General features: G+C 67.6%; 19 protein-coding genes and 1 tRNA gene. 15 read left to right on the top strand and 5 right to left on the bottom strand.

From position 1 onward, the window contains the following. Positions 1-38: 38 nt before the first annotated feature. Complete coding sequence (locus L593_RS16530) at positions 39-1,349, bottom strand: nucleotide exchange factor GrpE (RefSeq protein ID WP_081638774.1); 1,311 nt, start codon at positions 1,347-1,349, stop codon at positions 39-41. Positions 1,350-1,434: 85 nt separating this feature from the next. Here L593_RS16530 and L593_RS10810 point away from each other — a divergent pair, with 85 nt between their 5' ends. From L593_RS10810 to L593_RS16050, 4 genes are all read left to right on the top strand, one after another. Next, positions 1,435-2,457 carry a hypothetical protein gene (locus tag L593_RS10810; RefSeq protein WP_020447003.1) on the top strand — a complete coding sequence of 341 codons (1,023 nt, stop codon included), beginning with the start codon at positions 1,435-1,437 and terminating at the stop codon, positions 2,455-2,457. 129 nt (positions 2,458-2,586) lie between these two features. Further along, complete coding sequence (locus tag L593_RS10805) at positions 2,587-3,768, top strand: FAD-dependent monooxygenase (protein WP_020447002.1); 1,182 nt, start codon at positions 2,587-2,589, stop codon at positions 3,766-3,768. Positions 3,769-3,908: 140 nt separating this feature from the next. Continuing rightward, positions 3,909-4,064, top strand: coding sequence for a hypothetical protein (locus L593_RS16055; protein ID WP_187292617.1), 156 nt, complete (start codon positions 3,909-3,911; stop codon positions 4,062-4,064). 129 nt (positions 4,065-4,193) lie between these two features. Next, positions 4,194-4,334 carry a hypothetical protein gene (locus L593_RS16050; protein WP_187292616.1) on the top strand — a complete coding sequence of 47 codons (141 nt, stop codon included), beginning with the start codon at positions 4,194-4,196 and terminating at the stop codon, positions 4,332-4,334. 21 nt (positions 4,335-4,355) lie between these two features. On the opposite strand, the gene L593_RS10800 is transcribed toward L593_RS16050, so the two are convergent. Then, positions 4,356-4,931 (bottom strand): cysteine hydrolase family protein, encoded by a 576-nt coding sequence (locus L593_RS10800; RefSeq protein WP_020447001.1) that lies wholly within the window; start codon positions 4,929-4,931, stop codon positions 4,356-4,358. Between the two features lie 177 nt (positions 4,932-5,108). On the opposite strand from L593_RS10800, the gene L593_RS10795 reads away from it, so the two are divergent. The 4 genes from L593_RS10795 to L593_RS10780 all read left to right on the top strand — a co-directional run bounded on the left by L593_RS10795 (position 5,109) and on the right by L593_RS10780 (position 9,084). Next, entirely contained in the window at positions 5,109-6,998 is a 1,890-nt protein-coding gene (locus L593_RS10795) for an Hvo_1808 family surface protein (protein WP_020447000.1), read from the top strand. A gap of 77 nt (positions 6,999-7,075) precedes the next feature. Further along, positions 7,076-8,245: a nicotinate phosphoribosyltransferase gene (locus L593_RS10790; RefSeq protein WP_020446999.1), complete on the top strand. Its 1,170-nt coding sequence runs from the start codon at positions 7,076-7,078 to the stop codon at positions 8,243-8,245. A 90-nt stretch (positions 8,246-8,335) separates the two neighbouring features. After that, positions 8,336-8,406, top strand: a tRNA-Gly gene (locus tag L593_RS10785). Between the two features lie 297 nt (positions 8,407-8,703). Next, complete coding sequence (locus tag L593_RS10780; RefSeq protein WP_020446998.1) at positions 8,704-9,084, top strand: VOC family protein; 381 nt, start codon at positions 8,704-8,706, stop codon at positions 9,082-9,084. A 36-nt stretch (positions 9,085-9,120) separates the two neighbouring features. Here the strand turns inward: L593_RS10780 and L593_RS10775 are convergent, their stop codons facing one another. Further along, the gene (locus L593_RS10775) at positions 9,121-11,139 is read right to left on the bottom strand and encodes an ATP-binding protein (protein WP_049894073.1); all 2,019 of its coding nucleotides are present in this window, start codon (positions 11,137-11,139) and stop codon (positions 9,121-9,123) included. A gap of 112 nt (positions 11,140-11,251) precedes the next feature. Here L593_RS10775 and pepF point away from each other — a divergent pair, with 112 nt between their 5' ends. From pepF to L593_RS10755, 4 genes are all read left to right on the top strand, one after another. Further along, complete coding sequence (pepF, locus tag L593_RS10770) at positions 11,252-13,063, top strand: oligoendopeptidase F (RefSeq protein WP_020446996.1); 1,812 nt, start codon at positions 11,252-11,254, stop codon at positions 13,061-13,063. Positions 13,064-13,217: 154 nt separating this feature from the next. Beyond that, positions 13,218-14,453 carry a proteasome-activating nucleotidase gene (locus L593_RS10765; RefSeq protein ID WP_020446995.1) on the top strand — a complete coding sequence of 412 codons (1,236 nt, stop codon included), beginning with the start codon at positions 13,218-13,220 and terminating at the stop codon, positions 14,451-14,453. Between the two features lie 272 nt (positions 14,454-14,725). Beyond that, positions 14,726-15,121, top strand: coding sequence for a nascent polypeptide-associated complex protein (locus L593_RS10760; RefSeq protein ID WP_020446994.1), 396 nt, complete (start codon positions 14,726-14,728; stop codon positions 15,119-15,121). A 2-nt stretch (positions 15,122-15,123) separates the two neighbouring features. Further along, the gene (locus tag L593_RS10755) at positions 15,124-15,879 is read left to right on the top strand and encodes a tRNA (adenine-N1)-methyltransferase (protein WP_049894072.1); all 756 of its coding nucleotides are present in this window, start codon (positions 15,124-15,126) and stop codon (positions 15,877-15,879) included. Positions 15,880-16,052: 173 nt separating this feature from the next. Here the strand turns inward: L593_RS10755 and L593_RS10750 are convergent, their stop codons facing one another. Further along, the gene (locus L593_RS10750; RefSeq protein WP_020446992.1) at positions 16,053-16,376 is read right to left on the bottom strand and encodes a transcription factor S; all 324 of its coding nucleotides are present in this window, start codon (positions 16,374-16,376) and stop codon (positions 16,053-16,055) included. Between the two features lie 92 nt (positions 16,377-16,468). Further along, positions 16,469-16,699 (bottom strand): hypothetical protein, encoded by a 231-nt coding sequence (locus L593_RS10745; protein ID WP_020446991.1) that lies wholly within the window; start codon positions 16,697-16,699, stop codon positions 16,469-16,471. Between the two features lie 122 nt (positions 16,700-16,821). Between L593_RS10745 and L593_RS10740 the strand changes: the two genes are divergently transcribed. From L593_RS10740 to L593_RS10730, 3 genes are all read left to right on the top strand, one after another. Then, positions 16,822-18,057 carry a Xaa-Pro peptidase family protein gene (locus L593_RS10740; RefSeq protein WP_020446990.1) on the top strand — a complete coding sequence of 412 codons (1,236 nt, stop codon included), beginning with the start codon at positions 16,822-16,824 and terminating at the stop codon, positions 18,055-18,057. Between the two features lie 487 nt (positions 18,058-18,544). Next, the gene (gene hisC, locus L593_RS10735; RefSeq protein ID WP_020446988.1) at positions 18,545-19,672 is read left to right on the top strand and encodes a histidinol-phosphate transaminase; all 1,128 of its coding nucleotides are present in this window, start codon (positions 18,545-18,547) and stop codon (positions 19,670-19,672) included. Then, on the top strand, positions 19,669-20,217 hold the full coding sequence (locus tag L593_RS10730) for an adenylate kinase family protein (protein ID WP_020446987.1): 549 nt from the start codon (positions 19,669-19,671) through the stop codon (positions 20,215-20,217). The genes hisC and L593_RS10730 overlap by 4 nt, the downstream gene beginning before the upstream one ends. Positions 20,218-20,228: the final 11 nt, after the last annotated feature.

The following is a 20,228-nucleotide window of genomic DNA, read 5'->3' as shown; positions in this document are numbered from 1 at the left end:
CACGCGTCGTCGTCTTCGTCGGCACCAGCGTCCGAGTGTTATTCCTTGGATTCGGACGCATCGGCGTCGCTAGCTTTGGAATCCGCGGATTCGTCGGCGTCACCGTCCGCGGAATTCTCGCTGCTGGCTCCATCGCCACTCCCGTCGGTGTCGTCCCCGTCTCGGTCGCCGTCCCCATCGTCGGCCGGAGCGTCCGCTTCCTCGGAGACTGGCTCGGCTGCGATGGCGTCCTCGCTGGCGGGTTCGACCGGTTCTGCAGCCGGTGCCGGTTCCGCGGCCGTGGCACCATCGTCCGCTTCGTCGCTCGAATCGGCTTCGTCGGCTGCACCGCCCTCGTTGACGTCGTCATCGGCCTCGTCGACAGCGTCCTTGGCTTCGTCGACGGCGTCTGCGTCGTCATCGGGCGCATCCGCGTCGTCGGCAGCGGCCCCGTCGTCTGTAGCGCCACCCTCGCCGGCAGCGTCACCGTCACCGGCAGCGTCTGCGTCACCGTCGTCGGCACCGTCCTCGCCTTCGGCCCCAGCCTCAGTCTCCTCGTCATCGTCGGTCGCGTCGTCGGCAGGGCCATCGCTGACGGTGACCTGTGCGGTCTTGAGCACCTTGTCCGCCATCTCGTAGCCGGAGGAGTACACGTCGGCGATGGAGTCCTCGGGCTGGTCGCTGTCGACGCGCATCATCACCTCGTGGCGCTGGGGGTCGACGTCGTCGCCGAGGTCGGGGCTGATCTCGGAGACGTTCTCGTCGTCGAGGACGTGGTCGAACTCCCGGAGGGTCATCTCGACGCCCTCCTTCAGCGAGTCGACGTCGTCGTGGTCGTCCTCGAGGGCTCGCGTGAGGTTGTCGCGAACGTCGAGCAGGCGCTCGACGAGGTCCTCGGTGGCGCGCTCGCGAATGCGATCTTTCTCGCGGTCCTGGCGCTTCTTGTAGTTCTGGAAGTCCGCCTTCGAGCGGGCGAGCGCGCTCTCGAGGTCGTCGATGCGTTCGGCCTGCTCCTCGATTTCCTCGGCCTGCTCGTCCACCCGATTCTTGAGTTCGATGGCTTTCTCGACGACGAGACTGACCTCGCTCGCCAGCGACTCGTCGTACTGGGCGATCCGCTGCGTGAGGTCCTCGCCGATCGCCGGTGCCTCAGATTCGACAGCGGCCGCCTCGGCGGCATTCGATCCGGCGTCGCCGTTCGCAGTGGCGTCCGGCGACGCGTCGGCTCCAGCCGCCTCGGTGGATTCGGCGTCCGCGGCGGCTTCGGATCCATCCGACTGCTCCGTCGCCGCGTCCTCGGCGTCGTCCGGGTCCGCCCCGGCCGGGGCGTCGGCCTCGGTCCCGCTGTCGGGACCCTCGTCGTCGCTCATGTCCGTGAGCAACCGGTCGGGGAGCATAAGGGTTCATGATCGGAGTACCCACAGCGACTTGGCGGCGGGGTTCGTACCTCGCTCCGTGCGAGCCTACCTCGCTCACCGCGATCGCCTCCTGACGATTTCTGAAGCCGATGGAGCGGCGGCGATCGACAGCGAGCATCTCGAGGGCCGGACCGTCGAGTGCGTCGCCAGCCATCCGTCCGCACCCGGGCGAGCCTACGTCGGGACGTTCGACGCCGGGCTGTTCCGAACGACCGACGGCGGAGCGACGATCGACCGGATCGGCACGGCGATCGAACCAGACGCCGTGATGGCCATCGCGATAGCGCCCCGGGATCCCGACGAAATCTGGGTCGGCACCGAGCCGAGCCGGCTCTATCGCTCCCGCGACGGCGGCGCGACGTTCGAGCAGATCGAGGGCATGGACGCGGTTCCCTCCGCCGAGGAGTGGGCCTTCCCGCCGCGGCCACACACCCATCACGTCCGCTGGATCGAGCCCGATCCCGCGGATCCCCACCGCGTCTACGTCGGCATCGAAGCGGGCACACTCCTGGTGACGACCGACGGCGGCGAGACGTGGACCGATCGCCCACCGGGCTCCAGGCGGGACAACCACCAGCTCGCGACCCACCCCGACGCCCCGGGTCGCGTCTACTCGGCGGCCGGCGACGGCTACGCGGAATCGACCGACGGCGGCCAGTCGTGGACCCTCTACCAGACGGGGCTCGAGCACCGCTACGTCTGGAGCGTCCTGCCGGATCCCGGCGATCCGGACCGGGTGCTCGTCACCGCGGCCTCGGGGCCACGATCGGCCCACAGCATGCCCGGCGAGTCCTACTGCTACCGTCGGACTGGCCACGGATCGTACCAATCCTCCGCCGACGACGGCACCTGGGAGCGCCTCGACGGCCCGCTCAGCGGCGAGGGCGTCCTCCGGGGCGTGCTCGCGAGCGATGGCGAGGCCGGCCACGCGTACGCCGCGACGAACCGCGGGTGCTATCGAAGCGAGGACTTCGGCTCGTCGTGGACCCGGCTCGACGTCGAGTGGCCCGACGCCTGCCGCGAACAGACTGCACGAGGGCTCGCGGTCGTCCCGTCCTGATGCCGTCGATCCCGTGGACGTCGATCATCCGTGCCGAGGCTGCACGCGACCGATCGGGCAGGTCCCAGGCCCACGGCTCCCGCCGTCCAGCGTCGAAACACGTAAGCGCTGGCTCACGTAGCCATCGACGTGTACGACTTCGTCGTCGTCGGGCTCGGCCCGGCCGGCTCGCGCTTCGCCCGCCGCGCCGCCGAGGAAGGCTACGACGTCATCGGATTCGAGCAGGGACAGGTCGGCGAGCCGCTGGCCTGTTCTGGTCACGTCAGCACCGACGTCTGGGAGATCACGGGCGACGGCGCCCGCGAGGAACTGCTCCAGAACGAGGTCTACGGTGCGCGATTCCACGTCGACGGCCCGGCAGCGGATGGGGGCGCCGAACCGAACGGCGGCAAGGGAGCCGCGAACGCGGCGGGTGACGAACGGACGCCCGACGACAGCGCGCGAACGGAGGGCCACGACCTCGACGGCGCGTACCCCTTCTACAAGGACGAGCCAGTCTCGAACGTCATCGACCGCGTCGGACTGGATCGCCACCTCGCCGATCTGGCGCGGGAGGCGGGTGCCGACTGCCGCGAAGAACACACCGTCACGGCGGTCGAGGAGCACGCCGATCACGTGACGGCGACCGTCCGCGGCCCTGACGGCACCGAAACGTTCGACGCAAAGATGGTCGCAGGCTGTGACGGCCCCCGCTCCAGGGTTCGGGACGCCCTCGATCTCCCCGAGCCCGACGAGTTCCTCCACGGCGTCCTCGGCTTCACGGACGATCCGGACCACGCCGATTTCGTGGACGTCCACCTCACGCCGCCGCGCTTTTTCGCCTGGCGGATCCCCCGCGGCGATGCGGGCGTCGAGTTCGGGCTCGCGACGCCGCCGGACCAGCACGCCGGCGAGGCGTTCGAGTCGTTCTGCGAGGCCTACGGCGTCGAGGTGTCGCGGCGCTGCTCGGGTGCGATTCCGATCGGCCCGCCGTCGGAGGTCACCGGCGATCGGGGCTTCCTGATCGGCGACGCGGCGGGCCAGACGAAGCCGTTCACTGGCGGTGGTATCCGCTACGGCACGACCTGTGCCGACCACGCCATCGCGACGATCGATCCCGACGACCCCGGCACGCTGGCGGACTACGAAACTGCGTGGCGTGACGACCTGGCCCGGGAGATCAGACTCGGGCACGCCATCCGACGGGCGTACTCGCTCCCGACGACCGTCCAGCGCGCTGGACTCCGAGCGTTCTCCGGGGAGATCGGCGTCCACATGGATCGGCCGACGTCGCTGTTTTCGGCGAAGCAGCTCCGTGCTCTCCTCCCCTGAGCGACTGCCCGGTGGCGCTCTACCCACGGCAGCGCCACGGTTCGACAACGCCCCAGCCCGACGGCCCCACGGCCCGGCACTGCCCGCGACCAAACCGGTTCGGGACACCACTTACGTACCTCGAACCATAACGATCCCTCATGTCACAGAGTGCCACGAACCGCGACGTCGAAGCGGCCGACGAGGGACTAGCGAAGCTCATCGCAGGGATCACGATCGGCTGGATCGTCGTCTTCTTCCTCGCCAGTGTCGGGCTGGTGCTCTTCGGCGACGTGCTGATGGAAGCCTTCGTCTGACCGATCGGTCTCGCCGAGAACGGTCGCTGGGGAGAGTTGCCGTCGGCCGTGCTGACCGTGGTGTGAAATGGCATGACGAAGTCGGGGCGAACCGGCGTCGTTTTCCGTTCTGACGCAAACCTTCGAATAATGGCAGACGCTGCTACACAGGTCGACGAGGACTTCATGCGCCGCTCCGCCCGGCTCCTGGCGCTCTGGCTCGGCATCATCGTCGCGGCCGGCGTCGCGCTGATCTTCTTCAGCGACGCCTTCCTCGCGACGTTCGCCTGAGACCACCGCGGCCGATCGCGGTCACTCCCCCATGCTGAGCGAATCGCTCGTCCCGATCTCTCCGAACAACCAGTCGGCGTGTTCGAGCGCGTACTCGCGGTGGTCGTCCTCGATGGCGCCGATCGCGTCCTCGATCAGCACCGGGCGATAGTCCCGGAGGCCGGCCGAACCGGCGGTGTGCAGCACGCAGACGTTCGCGAGCGTGCCACAGAATGCGAGGTCGTCGATGCCGCGGGCCGAGAGCCACCCGTCGAGTTCCGTCTCGTGGAAGGCGTCGTAGGTGTGTTTCTCGACGACGTGGTCCACATCGCGGACGTCGATTTCCTCCACGATTTCGGCCTCCCAGCTACCATCGAGGACGTGCTCGCCCCACTGCTCGAACTCGTCGTAGTAGTGGGCGTCCTCGAACTGCTGGGGCGGGTGGACGTCCCGGGTGAAGACGACCTGAACGCCAGCGTCGTGGGCGCGGTCGACGAGGTCGGCGACCGGCTCGATCGCGGCCTCGCTGCCGGGCGCGTAGAGGCTCCCGTCGGGGTGACAGAAGCCGTTCTGCATGTCCACGACGACCAGTGCGCCGTCTGACGTGGAGAGATCCATACGTACGCTTGGTCGGCGGCGGCAAAAAGTCGGTCGCCGGTCGGGAGATCGCACTCACCCCCTGGCACGGCGGGCGGGAGCCGCTCCGAGTGCTCCGACCGGCGTCCGTCGAACGTCGAAACCGGCGCGCTCGCACGGGGAGCATACTTTTTACTCGTGGGTCCCCAGTTCGAATCCATGCGAACGGGCCCCACAGTCGCAGTCGCGCTCGTGGGCGTCCTGGTGGTGGCGCTCGTCGCCGGGAGCGGCGGCGCAACCGCGCTCGAATCCGGCACCGCAACCGCCGACGCTGGCAACAACATGGCCCCCTCCATCGAGTCCTGTGCGGCCGACTCGCCGGAGGACTTCGGGGCCCCAGCCGGCGGCGACGCAATCGGCTACGTCGACGGCTACTGGTACGACGAGCCGATCGTGCTCCCCGCTGCGGACGACGGCACCGTCGAAACGAACGACACCGATCCCAGTGGCGCCGACACCGACGACGGTGGCAACGAGACAACTGTCGATACCAACGGGACCGATACTGACGGCAACGACACCGACGAGGGGGGGAACGAAACGGACGCCGGTACGAACGAAACAAATGGCGGCGGCGAGAACGCGACGTCGAACGATTCGACTGACGCGAAACCGACGAACTCGACGAACCAGTTCGACGCCACCGACGGGCTGAACGATCGGGAACTGGAGGCCGTCGTCGCCAGGACGGCCGCACGGGTCGAGACCGTTCGGTGCCTGTCGTTCGCGTCCGTGCCGACGGTTCGCCTCGAGAACCGGAGCACGGTCCGGGCAACCCAGCACGACGCCATCGCCGACAGGCCCGTCAGCGCCGAGCGGTTCGACGACGCACGGCTCTCGACCGCACTGTTGCTCGGCGACGCGACGAGCGCGAACGAGGCCCGAGCCAGGACGACGGCGTCGGCGACGCTCGGGTACTACGATCCAGCGACGGATTCGATCGTCGTGGTCGTAGACAATGGGACCGCGTCGAACGTCGACGAGGCGACGCTGGCGCACGAACTCGTCCACGCCCTCCAGACCCGGCACTTCGAACTGGATCGCTTCGACGCAAGCCGAACCGACGCCGCGCTCGCCGAGAGTGCGTTGATCGAAGGTGACGCGTCGCTCGTGGCTCACCAGTACCGGATCCACTGCGCCGATGGCGACTGGGCGAGCGACTGTTTCGAGGGGCAGTCTACGGCAGGCACCAACAGCGAGTACCTGGGACTGCAGCTACTCCTCTACCAGCCGTACAACGAGGGTGGCGCCTACGCCGAGGCGCTCTACGCCGAGGGGGGCTGGGCGGCCGTGAACGACCGCTACGACGATCCACCCACGTCGACGAAGGAACTGCTCTACCCGACGACGTCGACTGCCTTCGAACCCGCGACCGTCAGCTTCCAACCGGTGACGGATCCAGCCTGGCAACGCGTCGATCCGGGCGGCCAATCCGACTTCGACGTGCTCGGCCCCGGGACGATCGGTGCGGCGATGATCGCGCCGACGTTCGACGCCGAGACGGACAACATCTACAGCGCCCAGCACGTCACGAACAACGTCGACCAGTCGACGCTCGATCCGCTCGAACCATACGACTACGCCGTCGACGCGACGGCCGGCTGGGAGGGCGGCCAGCTGGAGGTCTACAGCAACGAGGCGAACCAGACCGCGGCGCGCTGGCGAACCGAGTGGGAGAGTGCGACTGCAGCCGCGACGTTCCGCGAGCGATACGTCCAGCTCCTCGACACCCGGGGCGCCGCGAGCTCCAGAAACTTCGTCGGCACCTACCACTTCCCGCCGGAGCACGGCTACGACGGCCGATACGCGATCAGGCAGAACGGATCGACGGTCACGATCGTGCAGGGGCCGAACCTCACTGCGGTTCGCGCACTCGACCCCCTTGCAGCCCGCGAACCGAGTGAGGGATCCTCCTCGTCGATGACTAGCCTCGGCACGTCCAAACGCGTGGCCGAGGACGCGCTATCAGGGCCCGGTGGACTGGGGGCGGCCATCGGCATCCTCGTCGCGATCGGACTGATCGGGGTCGTCGCGGCGCGTCGTCGTTGAACCGTCGGTCTACGGGGCCGCCGGTCCGCGGAACGGCAGTACCGGGATTTTTCGCACCGGCGGTCGAATCCCCGCGTATGCCACGGCTGGATAGCCTCGATCCCGCGACGATCCGGGCGGGAGAGGCGACCGATGCGTACTTTCTGCGGACCGAAGAAGCGCTCGCAGCGGCGGGTCGTGATCCGACTGTGGTGGCAGAGGTGACGGCCGATCAGTTCCCGACCGGAGAGTTCGAGGTGCTCGCTGGACTGTCAGACGTCGCGGCGTTGTTCGAGGGCGTCCCGGTCGACGTCGACGCGCTGCCGCCGGGACAGTGCTTCGACGGCGGGCCAGTCCTGCAGATCGAGGGGCGCTATCGGGCGTTCGCACGGTTCGAAACGGCCCTGCTCGGCGTGCTCTCGCAGGCGTCGGCGTATGCGACGAGAGCGCTTCGTGCCCGGCGGGCCGCGCCGGACTCCCAGGTCCTCTCCTTCGGCAGCCGACACATCCATCCTTCGATCGCGCCAGTTCTGGAACGCGCCGCCCTCGTCGGCGGACTCGACGGCATCTCGAACGTCGCCGCTGGCGAGCGACTCGGCGAGGAAGCCGGCGGCACGATGCCCCACGCCCTCCTGATGATCTTCGGCGAGGGGAACCAGGCGGCGGGCTGGAAAGCGTTCGACGAGGGCGTCGGGCCCGACGTTCCGCGGGTCGCGCTCGTCGACACATTCTACGACGAGACCGTGGAGGCCCGCGAGGCGGCCGAGGCACTCGGCGACGCCCTCGACGCCGTCCGCATCGATACGACCGGTTCACGTCGCGGCGACTTCCGACACATCGTCCGGGAAGTTCGCTTCGAACTCGACGCCGAAGGCCACGAGGACGTTGGCATCTTCGTCAGCGGTGGCATCGACCGCGAGGCGATGGTGCGACTCCGGGACCACGTCGAGGGGTTCGGCGTCGGAAGCTATCTCACGAGCGCCGCCCCCATCGACTTCGCGCTCGACGTGGTCGAGGTCGACGGCGATCCGGTGTCCAAGCGAGGGAAGCTCCCCGGCCGAAAGGCCGTCCATCGGACCCCCGACGGCGGCCACCACGTCGCGCTCGCGGACGCTCCTGCACCCGAGGGCGGGAACTCGCTGCTGGAACCGCTCGTCCGCGACGGCGAGGTCGTCGGCGACGTCGACCTCGAATCGGCCACCGATCGAGCGCGAGCGGACGCCGAGCGGGTCGGATTCGGCGTCGAGGCCGGTTCGGGAGCGACCTGACGACGCCTCGCCAGTTCGTCACTGGGCCCCACGCCCTCTCCCGATCCGCAACCCTTATACGGCACTCGACGGAATATCAGACTGCGAAAGGCGTCGGTAGTGTAGTGGTATCACGTGACCCTGCCACGGTCGCAACCCGAGTTCAAATCTCGGCCGACGCACTTCCTTCCGCTCGTTACGACCTGAGCGGCTCCCATGATTTACGATGTGAGCGGCTGCCATGATTGCCGTCTCGGGCAGCCGCGAGCGCCTACCGAGACTGGATTTTTCCTGCCGGTGGATCCGTCACTCCACCGACCGTCCCGCCGACACTCGCTCGTACGTCCAGCGACCGTTTTTTGCCAGCCCACCAGTACGTCGTCGAGTGATCGTTTTCCCGTGTTACTCACACGTACGATCACCGTACCGTCGGTACGGTCCACGTTCTAATTGCCTCCCGTTGCCTCTCGGTTCGCACGATGCACCGCGTGGTTCACTTCGATATCATGGCGGACGATCCCCACCGGGCGATCGAGTTCTACACCGATGTATTCGGCTGGTCGATCGAGAAGTGGAACGGCGACGAGATGGAGTACTGGCTGGTGCGGACCGGCGACGGAGACGGTCCTGGCATCGACGGCGGGCTCGCCCGACGTGGCGACGACGCTCCCGTGGACGGGCAAGCGAACGCCTTCGTGTGTGCGATCGAGGTCGACGACGTCGAGGCCGTCGTCGACGACGTCGAGGCAGCCGGCGGTGTCGTGACGACGGAGGTCATGGACCTCGAGCGCGCCGGACGAATCGCGTACTGCCTGGACACGGAGGGGAACCAGTTCAGCCTCTGGGAGGAGGTTCCCTGAACGGGCCCGACCCGCTGTGGGGACCGAGCGGGGCCGTCATTCCGACGTGAGCCTGTGGACGGTCACGTCCGAGAACGTCGCAGTGCAGGAGTCGCGGTGGACGGCACTACAGACGGCCAACCCCGCGTGGACCGTCTCCCCGAGGGCGACCCGGCGTTGATCGATCGGGAACCACTCCGCACCGTCCGCCGAGACGAACGCGGTGAGGAGGTCGCCCTCCCGATCGAGGCGGAGCCAGTCGTAGCGGCCTTCGGTGTCCCCGATCTGCTGACTCCGGGTGCGTTCCCCGGCCTCGGAACACCACAGCACCTCGAGGGTGTCCCTCGTCAGGCCGACGTAGCCGAGTGCGCTGTCTTCGGCCAGATCGTCCCTGACCATGATACCGGTCTTCGAGAACTCGTTGCGGTCGAGCGCGTCCCGAAGACGGGCCTCGATCCGGACGTCGCCCGAGCACGTGGCGTGTACGAAGTGGAAGTCGTTCTCCCACCCCCAGATGTCCTCGCCGGCACTCTCTATCGTCCAGGTCTCGTCGTCCGGATCGAAGTGAGATCGGCCAGGCGTGCCCGGTTCGCCGACGTCTGCTCGCTCGGTAAGTTCGATCGACTCGCTAGGTGCAGCGATGTGATCGCGATCGGTGATCAGGAGACAGTTGCCGATCACGAACCGCGCGCCGCCGTCGGTGCCCGTCTCGACCTCCAGGTCCCACTCGTGAGCAGTAGCGACCTCGTCGACGATCGCCAGGCCGGTCCCGGTACCCCCTTTCGCCGTCGAGTACCCCTGTTCGAAGATCTCGTCGCGCTCGTCGACGGGAACGCCGGGACCGTCGTCCTCGACGTACATTCCGCCGTAGACCCGTCCGATCCGGACGGTGACGTCCTCGCCACCGTGCTGGAGCGCGTTCTTGAGGAGGTTCTCGAGCATCGAACGGAACTCCTGCTCGCCAGCGTACAGGACGGTTCCCTCCGGGAGATCGATCTCGAGCGTGGCCGTTTCGGGGGCGAGTACCGACCAGACGTTCCGGACGATCTCCACGACGTGCTGCTGGGCGGCCACGAGCGTCCCGTCGTCACCCGTCTGGAGCATCCGTTGTTCGCCGCGTGCGAGGATCTCGATGTCGTCGATCAGCTGTTGCATCCGTTCGATGGCGTCCTCCACGGCGGCCAGCGCTTCCTCGTCGCCCTCTTTGGCGAGTTCGAGGTAGCCCGTCGCGATCGAGAGGGGATTCTGGAGGTCGTGGGTCACGTACCCGGCGAAGCGATCGAGTCGCTGATTCTTGCGCTCGAGTTCCGAGCGGTCCTGCATCCGATCGGAGACGTCCCGAACGTGGCCCACGAGACCGCGAACGGTGCCGTCGTCGTCCCGGAGCGGAACCTTCGTCGTTTCGAGCCAGAACAGCGGCCCGTCACCGTAGGCAGTCACCTCGCCCAGGATCGGGTCGCCGCTGTCGAGTACCTGCTGGTCCTCGGCGTAGTACGTTTCGTTCACGCCGAACTGGTCGTCGTGCAGGACCCGGTCGGTCCGGCCCAGTGCGTCGGATTCCGACGGCCACTCACGGTTGCTCAGTAGCCGGAGGTAGCGGCCGTCGGCGTCCTTGATCTGGAAGACGTCTTCGATCGCCCCGAACATCGTTTCGACGGCCTCGAGCTGGAGTTCCTTCCCGAAGCGCTCCAGATACGACGACGCCACGTCGTCGACCGCGGCCGCGAGGCGGTCCTCGTGTTCTGCAGGAACGATCGCCGCGACCCCGTCCGTCGTGGCGAGTGCCACGGTCTCGTCGATTTCTCGGGGGACGAGCACGACGGGCGGCGAGCGCTCGCGATCGGCAATCCGGGCTGCGAGGTCGACGCCGGAACCGTCGGGAAGGGTCCCCGGCGTCACGACGCAGCTGACCGCCTCGTCGAGCCCGTCCGTCGCTGCTGCGATCGAGTCGGCGTTCGCGATTCGGTACCCGGACAACGACGCCTCGAGGACGGCTTGGATCGACCGCGCGGCCGCTCCGTCCGCGGCCACGAGAACTGTCGGCTCCCCCTGGAGGTAGCCTCGCGCGAATGTCACTACCTCAGGTTGCGATGCAACCGATATAAACGCTCTCGCCGTCCCGGGCCACGTGCCGCCACTCGACCATGACTGCAGAAGGCTTTCGGCGGTCGCGGTCTCTCGCCGACATATGGCTACCGTTCCCGAACGATCCGAACTCGACGACGCCGACACCTGGAATCTCGAATCCATCTACGCCTCCGACGAGGACTGGGAGGCTGCATTCGAGGACGCCCGGGACGCCGTCGCCGAACTCGACGAGTACGACGAAACCGACGTGACAGACGCGACGGCGCTCCTCGACCTCCTCGAACTGCGCGACGACACGATGCGTACCGTTTCGCAGGTCGTGACCTACGCCCGACTCCGGAGCGACGAGGACACGCGCGACCAGGAGTACCAGGCGATGCAGGGCCGCGCCCAGACCCTCTCCGCCGAGGCCAGGAGCGCAGCGAGTTTCCTCGAACCTGCAATCCAGCAGTGGAACCGCGACGACCTCGAGGACCTGATCGCCGACGAACCCGGGCTCGAACCCTACGAGTTCCACCTCGAGGACGTCCTTCGGATGAAGCCTCACACGCGATCGCCGGAGGTCGAGGAGCTACTCGCCGACCTCTCGGAGGTCACCGGCGCGCCCGGCGACATCTACCAGCTGCTCGCGAACGCCGATATGGAGTTTCCCACCGTCGAAGATCCCGACGGGGAGGCCGTCGAGATCTCGCAGGCGAACCTGACGAACCTCCTGAAGCGCCCGGATCGCGAGTTCCGCCAGACCGTCCACGAGTCATTCTACGAGGAGTGGGGGACGGTTCGGAACACCGTCGGTGCCTCCTACGAGAACAGCGTTACCGCCGACGTTCGACTGGCGGAGGCCCGGAACTACGACACCGCGCGGGAGGCCGCGCTCGACGGCTCGAACGTGCCAGTCTCCGTCTACGACGCGCTCGTCGAGACGGTGGAGGACAATCTGGACGTGCTCCACCGCCACGCCGAACTCAAGCGGGAGGCGCTCGGCGTCGACGACCTCCAGATGTGGGACATCTACGCGCCGATGACGGGCGACGACGAGCCCGAGGTCACCTGGGAGGAGGCGACCGATCACGTGCTCGCCGCCATCGAGCCACTCGGCGAGGCGTACCAGGATCGCGTCGCGGCCGGCCTCGAGGGCGGCTGGGTCGACGTCTACGAGAACAAGGGCAAGCGCTCCGGCGCCTACTCCGCAGGCACTTACGACACGCAGCCGTTCGTCCTGATGAACTACCAGGACGACGTCTCCTCGATGTTCACGCTGGCTCACGAGCTGGGGCACTCGATGCATTCGGAGCTGACGAACGACGCCCAGCCCTACGTCTACAGCGACTACGAAATCTTCGTGGCGGAGGTCGCCTCGACGGTCAACGAGACGCTCCTCACGCGGCACCTCCTCGATACGGTCGAGGACGAGGCGTTCCGGGCGCGCGTCCTCGAGGAGTACCTCGAACGGTTCCGCTCGACGCTGTTCCGCCAGACGATGTTCGCCCACTTCGAGCACGAGACCCACCGGCTGGTCGAGGAGGGCGAGTCCCTGACGCCCGACCGGCTCGACGAACTCTACGGCGATCTGAAGGCCGACTACTACGAGCCCACGGTGATCGACGACCACATCACCCGCGAGTGGATGCGCATTCCCCACTTCTACTGGGCCTTCTACGTCTACCAGTACGCGACGGGCATCTCCTCGGCGGTCGCCATCGCGCGGGAGATCGCCGCGGACTTCGACGCGGAGACGAGTACGCCTGGCGACGCCACCGAGGACTACCTCGAGTTCCTCTCCCGTGGCGGCCGCGGCTCCCCGCCGGAGCTACTGGAGATCGTGGGCGTCGACGTCGAGTCCGGCAAGGCGGTCGAGGCAGCGATCGCCGAGTACGACGAGCGCCTCGACGACGTGGCGGAGACGCTCTGAAGCAACCGCTTACCGACCACGTGGGAGCGTCCCACTCGCCGAAAACCGCCTGCAGTCTGCCGGGCGTCTGCCACCCGTCCGACGGTGTCGCCCCCTGCGAACATCACCGGACCCAAAAGGCACTTCTACGCCGCCCCATTATCGAAGATAACTGATGTCGCACAGTCCCTCGCTCCCGGACCGCCCGCGGCTGGAACTCGATCCAGAGATGGACGACGAGGAGCGCCTCTCCGCGCTCCGCGATCACTACGTCGAGATCCTCGAGGTCCACCGCCAGCTCCGCGAGCAGCTCGAAAGCGCCGACGAGCGGCGCCGCGAACTCCGGGAGGAGGCCGATCGGCTCGAGCGCGAGAACGAGACGCTCAAGACCACCTCGCTGTACGTCGCCACCGTCGAGGAAGTCGACGACGGCGAGGCGATCGTCAAGCAACACGGCAACAACCAGGAGGTCCTCACCGAGGTCTCCGAGCGCATGGGCGAGCGGATCGACGCCGGCGACCGCGTCGCCGTCAACGACTCCTTCACCGTCAAGACCGTCCTCGATCAGGAGACCGACGCGAGGGCGCAGGCGATGGAGGTCGACGCCTCCCCACAGGTCTCCTACGCCGACATCGGCGGCATCGACGAACAGGTTCGCGAGGTACGCGAGGCCGTCGAACAGCCCCTCGAGAACCCGGAGCAGTTCCACGAGGTCGGCATCGAGCCCCCGAGCGGCGTCCTGCTCCACGGCCCGCCAGGGACCGGCAAGACGATGCTCGCGAAGGCCGTCGCCAACGAGACCGACGCCACCTTCATCAAGATGGCCGGTTCCGAACTCGTCCGGAAGTTCATCGGCGAGGGCTCCCGCCTCGTGCGAGATCTCTTCGAACTCGCCTCCGAGCGCGAGCCCGCCGTCATCTTCATCGACGAGATCGACGCCATCGCCGCCAAGCGTACCGAGTCGAAGACCTCCGGCGACGCCGAGGTCCAGCGGACGATGATGCAGCTCCTCTCGGAGATGGACGGCTTCGAGGAGCGCGGCGAGATCCGCATCATGGCCGCGACGAACCGCTTCGACATGCTCGATCGCGCCATCCTCCGTCCCGGTCGCTTCGACCGCCTGATCGAGGTGCCCGAGCCCGAGGCCGAGGGACGCGAGAAGATCCTCGAGATCCACACCCGCGACATGAACGTCGCCGACGACGTCGACTTCGCCACGCTGGCCGCCGAGACCGAGGGCTTCTCCGGCGCGGACATCAACTCCCTCACGACCGAGGCCGGAATGTTCGCCATCCGCGACGACCGCACCGTGGTCAGAGAACAGGACTTCCACGACGCCCTCCAGAAACTGCAGGACTCGACGACGACGGACGCGATCACGTCGGACGGGTACGCGGACTACGCGTACTAACTCCCACCTTTTTTCTCGTCGGGTTTCCTCGGTCGCTCTTCGAGCGACCTGCGGGAACCCTCCTCGAAAAAATCTGGACCAAAAATAGCCGGTGGCTCGCTGCGCTCGCCACCGGGGAACCGCTCGCTCCCTGCGGTCGCTCGCGGACAGTAGTGCAACCGCCACCGTACCGCCGCAGTCCTCCGGTTCACCGATGAACCTTGTGAGCGGTCGCAAACTCCTCAGATCCGCGGTGCGTCAGGTATTTGCCCGCGGCAACCGATTCCTCGCGCATGTTCGGAGGCGGCGGCGGGTTCGACCCGCGCAAGATGGAACAGATGATGGAGCAGATGGGCATCGACATGGACGAACTCGACGCCGAGGAGGTCGTCATCAAGACCGCCGATTCGGAGTTCGTCTTCGACGCGCCTGACGTCACGAAGATGGACGCCCGGGGCCAGGCGACCTACACCGTCGTCGGCGATCCCGAGGAGCGTCCCCGCGGCGCCGGAGGCGACGCCAGTGCGGTCGAGTCCGCCGACGAGGACGCCGCTGCTGACGAGGGCGGCATCCCCGAGGAGGACGTCGAGATGGTCCAGATGCGGACCGGCGCGAGCGAGGCCGAGGCTCGCGAGGCGCTCGAGGACAACGACGGCGACCTCGCCGCCGCGGTCGCCCAGCTGGAGTAACGGTGCACGTGCTCCTGGTGCGAGACGATCGGGAGTACCTCCTCGCACCGGGGGAGCGACTCGAGACCGATCTCGGGATTCTCGAGGTCCCATCGGACCCCACGAGCGGTGAGACCGTCGAGACTCACATCGGCGAAGCGTTCACGATCCGCGAGCCCCGCCTCCCCGACTTCTTCGACCACTTCGAGCGCACCGGCGCGCCGATGATGCCCCGGGACGCCGGCCTCGTGCTCGGCGAGACGGGTGCCGGATCGGGTGATCGGGTGCTCGACGCCGGCACCGGCACGGGGGTGCTCGCGGCGTACCTCGCCAACGCTGGCGCGGACGTGCTCACATACGAGCGCGACGAGGGGTTCGCCGAGAACGCCCGCGAGAACTTCGAGCGCGCCGACCTCGCCGACGCCGTCGAGGTTCGCGCCGGCGACCTGACCGACGAAATCGACAGCCTCCTCGAGGAGGGGACGGCCGACGACGGGGACGCCTCGGTACCGTTCGACGTGCTCACCCTCGACACGCAGGACGCGCCAGCCGTCGTCGAGCGGTCTCCCGAACTACTCGTCGAGGGCGGCGCGCTCGCGGTCTACTCGCCCTTCGTCGAAGCGACCCGGGAGGTCGTCGAGGCGGCACGAGCAGCAGGCCTCCGGGAGATCCGGGCTCGCGAGACGATCCAGCGCGACCTCGACGTCGACGAGCGCGGGACCCGTCCGTCCACGCGCGGCGTCGGCCACACCGGCTACCTCGTGTTCGCTCGGCGGTAGCGGTCTTCTTGCGGAGAGCATCCGCGAGCGACCGCAGGGAGCGAACGGTTCCCTGACAGCGAGGAGCGAAGCTCCGAGCTGTCAGTCTTTTTTGGTCCAGATTTTTTCGAGGAGGGTTCCCGCAGGTCGCTCGAAGAGCGACCGAGGAAACCCGACGAGAAAAAAGGTGGGAGTTAGTGATCGTCCTCCCGCCACTTGTGCTCGCACTCCGTGCACGTCAGAAAGCGGGTCTCGGACTCGTCGGCGGCGCGGATCTGCTTCATCTCCCAGAATGCGCGGTCGTTGCCACACTCGGGGCAGATCGCGCCGGTCGTCGGCCCCATGTCCTCGACGTCGACGTCGGAGGTGTCGACGACCTGGGACTCCTCCTGGCCCTCCGTGGTGACCATCGCGGCCTCGGCATCGGAGTCGCGGGCCTCTTCGTAGCCACAACTGCCACAGACCCAGACACCGTCCTCGGCTTTCATCATCGAACCGCACTCGTCGCAGAATTGCATCGGTTGTCAGTACTGCGCCGGTGGCGCAGTTAAGCGGTCCGCTTTCTGGTGGCCCAGCGGAGCAACAAGCTGCGAGCGGCTCGTGCGGAGATTTAGGGCGGCATCGCGTCGGGAATGCGCTCCTCGATAGCCGCTTTGAGCTCTTCGGGCGTCTTGTAGGAGTCGGGACCGGTCTCGGAGATCATCGCACCGAGATTCAGCGTCTCGTCGCCGAAGTCGACGGTAACGTCCTTGAGTTCTGCCGCCGCGTCGGGCCGGAGGGCGGGGTAGGAGAGCTCCTCGAGGGTACCCTGCAGTGTTTCGGGAGTGATTTCGCGATCCATGCGCATTCGTTACACAGCCCTCGTACTTGGTCGTATCGTTGCTTATACTCACCACTTGCATACCACGTCGTCCAGACTGCCGGGCCACCAACCCTTATTCGGCCGTTGGTCGTGGGTTCGGTATGCCGACGCAGCTTCCAGCCAGCGAGTTTGCGACCCGCCTCGACGCCGTCCGCGACCGGATCGCCGACGCCGAGGTCGACGCCGGCGTGTGGGTCTCCGCGACGAGCATCGAGTACCTCACCGGCTTCGCGCACATCCAGACCGAGCGGCCGGTCGTCCTCGCGGTGACCCAGGATCGGATCGAGTTGACGGTCCCGCGTCTCGAGGTCGAGCGCGTCGAGTCCAACCCCCGCATCGACCACGTGCACCACTACCGGGACTACCCCGGCGGCAATCCGATCGGCGTCGTGGTCGAGATGCTCGACGGACTGGACGTGGAATCGATCGCCGCCGACGGCGAGGGCGCACCCGGCGTGATGGGTTACGCCGGCCCGAGCTTTGCCGACGCCTGGGAGCGGGCCGACGCGACGGACGGGAAACTAACGGTCGAGACGCAGGCCTGGATCCCGAAGATGCGTTGGGCCAAGTCCGACGCCGAGGTCGACCTCGTCCGGGAGTCCGCACGCTGGGCCAACCTCGCGCATCGCTACCTCGCGGACTACACCGAAGTCGGCGCCCATCCCGCTACGGTCAGCCAGCGCGCCTCGATGGACGGCTCCCGGGCGATGCTCGACGCCCTCGGCGAGGAGTACGTCGCGCGGACTCGCGGCGACGGCCCGGTCCACGCCGGCTACATCACCGACGAGCAGACCGCCCTGCCCCACGGACACACCGCGAATCGACGGCTGGAGCCCGGCGACGTGATGATCACCGGCGCGACCGCGAACGTCGACGGCTACTTCTCCGAACTCGAGCGAACGATGTTCCTCGGCGAGCCCGGGGAGGAGCAACGCCACTACTTCGAACTGGCGACGGAGGCCCAGCAACTGGCGATCGACGCGCTCGGCCCGGGGGTCGAGATTTCGTACGTCGACGAGGTCGTCGCGGAGTACTTCGAGGAGCAGGGCGTCGCCGACCTCGCCCGGCACCACGTCGGGCACAACATCGGCCTCGACGGCCACGAGCCGCCATATATCGACCTCGGCTGGTCCGAGCACTGCGAGAGCGAGGCCACCGACTACGATCCCGACGACGCGACGATGGAGTCGGGGATGATCTGGACGATCGAACCGGGGCTGTACACGGAGACGGCGGGGTACCGGCACTCCGATACTGTGGCGGTGACGGAGGACGGCATCGACCGGCTGACGACGTTCCCGCGATCGATCGAGGGCAACACGATTCGCATCGAGTAGCTGTCGAATTCGTTCGAAACAGTCTTGAGTACTGCTCCGTCCGAAAGTCCCCCAGACAGCCCACGTCCTCCCCAACCGACTCGCTCGCAAACAGCGCTCGCTCGCCCCTCGCACGGTGCCGCGCGACTGGCTGCTCGCCCGCATGGGGCTCGCAGCCTACGTCGGAGCGAGCTCCGACGAGGATCGCCTCGCTTCGCTCGGCTCACCGGCGCGAGCGCGCGCCGACGCGGACCACCGGGATTTCGTGATGCCCGGATTTTCATCCGGGTGGGACTGGAAGGGGCCGACCGGTCGCGGATTCTGAGGAAGTAAGCACCGCAGGTGGAGCGAACGAAGTGAGCGGAGCCGAGGAGCGCAGCGACTCAGCATCCGCGAGCGGGAGGGGGCTTCCAAGCGGTTCGCTGCAGTACCTGTTTCAGATGCAATTCCTGTCCCAGCGTCCCACGGAACGAAAACCGTTACGTGCCGACCCACCCACGATTCGAGCATGCAACCACGGGATCTGTCCTCGCACGCGGAGTACGTGCCCGGCGAGGGCATCGAGGAGGTCGCTCGCGAGCTCGGAATGGATCCGGCCGATCTCACGAAACTCGCCTCGAACGAGAACCCCTTCGGCCCGCCGGCGGACGCCGTCGAGGCCCTCCGAGACCACGCCGATCGGATCTCCGCCTACCCGACGTCGGCGCACTCGGATCTCACCGCCGCCATCGCCGCGCACTGGGACCTCGACGACGAGCAGGTGTGGCTCTCGCCGGGTGCCGACGGTGCGATCGATCTCCTCCACCGCGCCACGATCGAGCCGGACCAGGAGATCCTCGTCCCCGAACCGGGGTTCGCCTACTACCCGATGAGCGCCCGGTACCACCACGGCGAGGTGCAGACCTACCCAGTAGCGAAAGAGCGTGATTTCCAGGTCACCCCGGACGTCGTCCTCGACGCCTACGACGGCGAGCGCGTCGTCTACCTGACGAGTCCGCACAACCCGACGGGGGCGACCGTCCCGCTCGACGACGTGGAGGCGATCGCCGATCGCACAAACGAGGAGACCCTGATCGTCGTCGACGAGGCCTACGGCGAGTTCGCCGACGTCGAGAGCGCCCGGAGCCTGCTCGACGAGCGCGACGACGTGGCGATCCTCCGAACCTTCTCGAAGGCCTACGGCCTCGCCGGCCTCCGCCTCGGCTACGCCCTCGTTCCCGACGACTGGGCCGACGCCTACGCCCGGGTCAACACGCCCTTCGCGGTCAGCGAGTTGGCTTGCCGGGCCGGACTCGCTGCGATGGACGACGAAGCGCACGTCGAGCGCTCCGTCGAGACCGTCGAGTGGGCCCGCGAGTACATGGCGAACGAAATCGACGCGCCGACCTGGCCCAGTGGCGGGAACTTCCTCCTCGTCGAGGTCGGCGACGCCGGAGCGGTCGCGGAGGCCCTGAAACGGGAGGGCGTGATCGTCCGGGACTGCACGAGTTTCGGGCTCCGGGAGTGCATCCGGATCACCTGCGGCACCGAGGACCAGACGAGGGAGGCCGTCGAAACCGTCAACGAGGTGCTCGCGGCCCGAGGCGATGGCGGCGCAGCCGGAGACGCCGAAGCCGAAGCAGCCACAGACCGATGAGAGTCGCCGTCACCGGCACCCCCGGCACCGGCAAGACCAGCGCCGTCGACGCCCTCGAAGGGAGCGACGAGGGCGTCCCGAACGGCCTCGAGGTCGTCCACCTCAACGAAGTCATCGAGCCGGAGGGCCTCTACGAGGAACTCGACGAGGAGCGGGACAGCCTCGTCGTCGACTTCGAGGCGATCGCCGACTTTCTCGCCGACCGCGAGCACGTCCTCATCGAGTCCCACCTCGCCCACCACCTCGACGTGGATCGGGTGATCGTCCTCCGGTGTGCACCCGAGGAACTCGAACGCCGACTCGAACAGCGGGGCGAAGACGATCCCTCGAGGGCCGAGTCCGACGCCAGTATCGCGGAGAACGCCGAGAGCGAGGCGCTCGACGTGATCCTCGCGGAGGCCGTCGATCGCCACGGCCGCGACGCCGTCTACGAGATCGAGACCACGGACCGAACCCCGTCGGAGGTCGCAGGGGAGATCCGCGCCGCGATCCTCGGCGACCGCGAGCCCAGCGCTGGCACGGTCGACTACACTGACTACTTCTGAGCGGGGGCGTG

The organism is Salinarchaeum sp. Harcht-Bsk1, from assembly GCF_000403645.1.
Classification (GTDB): Archaea; Halobacteriota; Halobacteria; order Halobacteriales; family Salinarchaeaceae; genus Salinarchaeum.
The sequence above is the reverse complement of the archived record's forward strand: the minus strand, read 5'-3'. Positions and strand labels throughout refer to the sequence as shown.

Excerpts from the sequence above, each read along its gene's own strand:
- L593_RS10740 (WP_020446990.1), top strand. The coding sequence starts at position 16,822 with ATGCCGACGCAGCTTCCAGCCAGCGAGTTTGCGACCCGCCTCGACGCC.
- L593_RS10745 (WP_020446991.1), bottom strand. The coding sequence starts at position 16,699 with ATGGATCGCGAAATCACTCCCGAAACACTGCAGGGTACCCTCGAGGAG.
- L593_RS16050 (WP_187292616.1), top strand. The coding sequence starts at position 4,194 with ATGGCAGACGCTGCTACACAGGTCGACGAGGACTTCATGCGCCGCTCC.
- L593_RS16055 (WP_187292617.1), top strand. The coding sequence starts at position 3,909 with ATGTCACAGAGTGCCACGAACCGCGACGTCGAAGCGGCCGACGAGGGA.
- L593_RS10795 (WP_020447000.1), top strand. The coding sequence starts at position 5,109 with ATGCGAACGGGCCCCACAGTCGCAGTCGCGCTCGTGGGCGTCCTGGTG.
- pepF (WP_020446996.1), top strand. The coding sequence starts at position 11,252 with ATGGCTACCGTTCCCGAACGATCCGAACTCGACGACGCCGACACCTGG.
- L593_RS10800 (WP_020447001.1), bottom strand. The coding sequence starts at position 4,931 with ATGGATCTCTCCACGTCAGACGGCGCACTGGTCGTCGTGGACATGCAG.
- L593_RS10730 (WP_020446987.1), top strand. The coding sequence starts at position 19,669 with ATGAGAGTCGCCGTCACCGGCACCCCCGGCACCGGCAAGACCAGCGCC.
- L593_RS10750 (WP_020446992.1), bottom strand. The coding sequence starts at position 16,376 with ATGCAATTCTGCGACGAGTGCGGTTCGATGATGAAAGCCGAGGACGGT.
- L593_RS10760 (WP_020446994.1), top strand. The coding sequence starts at position 14,726 with ATGTTCGGAGGCGGCGGCGGGTTCGACCCGCGCAAGATGGAACAGATG.
- L593_RS10790 (WP_020446999.1), top strand. The coding sequence starts at position 7,076 with ATGCCACGGCTGGATAGCCTCGATCCCGCGACGATCCGGGCGGGAGAG.
- hisC (WP_020446988.1), top strand. The coding sequence starts at position 18,545 with ATGCAACCACGGGATCTGTCCTCGCACGCGGAGTACGTGCCCGGCGAG.
- L593_RS16530 (WP_081638774.1), bottom strand. The coding sequence starts at position 1,349 with ATGAGCGACGACGAGGGTCCCGACAGCGGGACCGAGGCCGACGCCCCG.
- L593_RS10780 (WP_020446998.1), top strand. The coding sequence starts at position 8,704 with ATGCACCGCGTGGTTCACTTCGATATCATGGCGGACGATCCCCACCGG.
- L593_RS10765 (WP_020446995.1), top strand. The coding sequence starts at position 13,218 with ATGTCGCACAGTCCCTCGCTCCCGGACCGCCCGCGGCTGGAACTCGAT.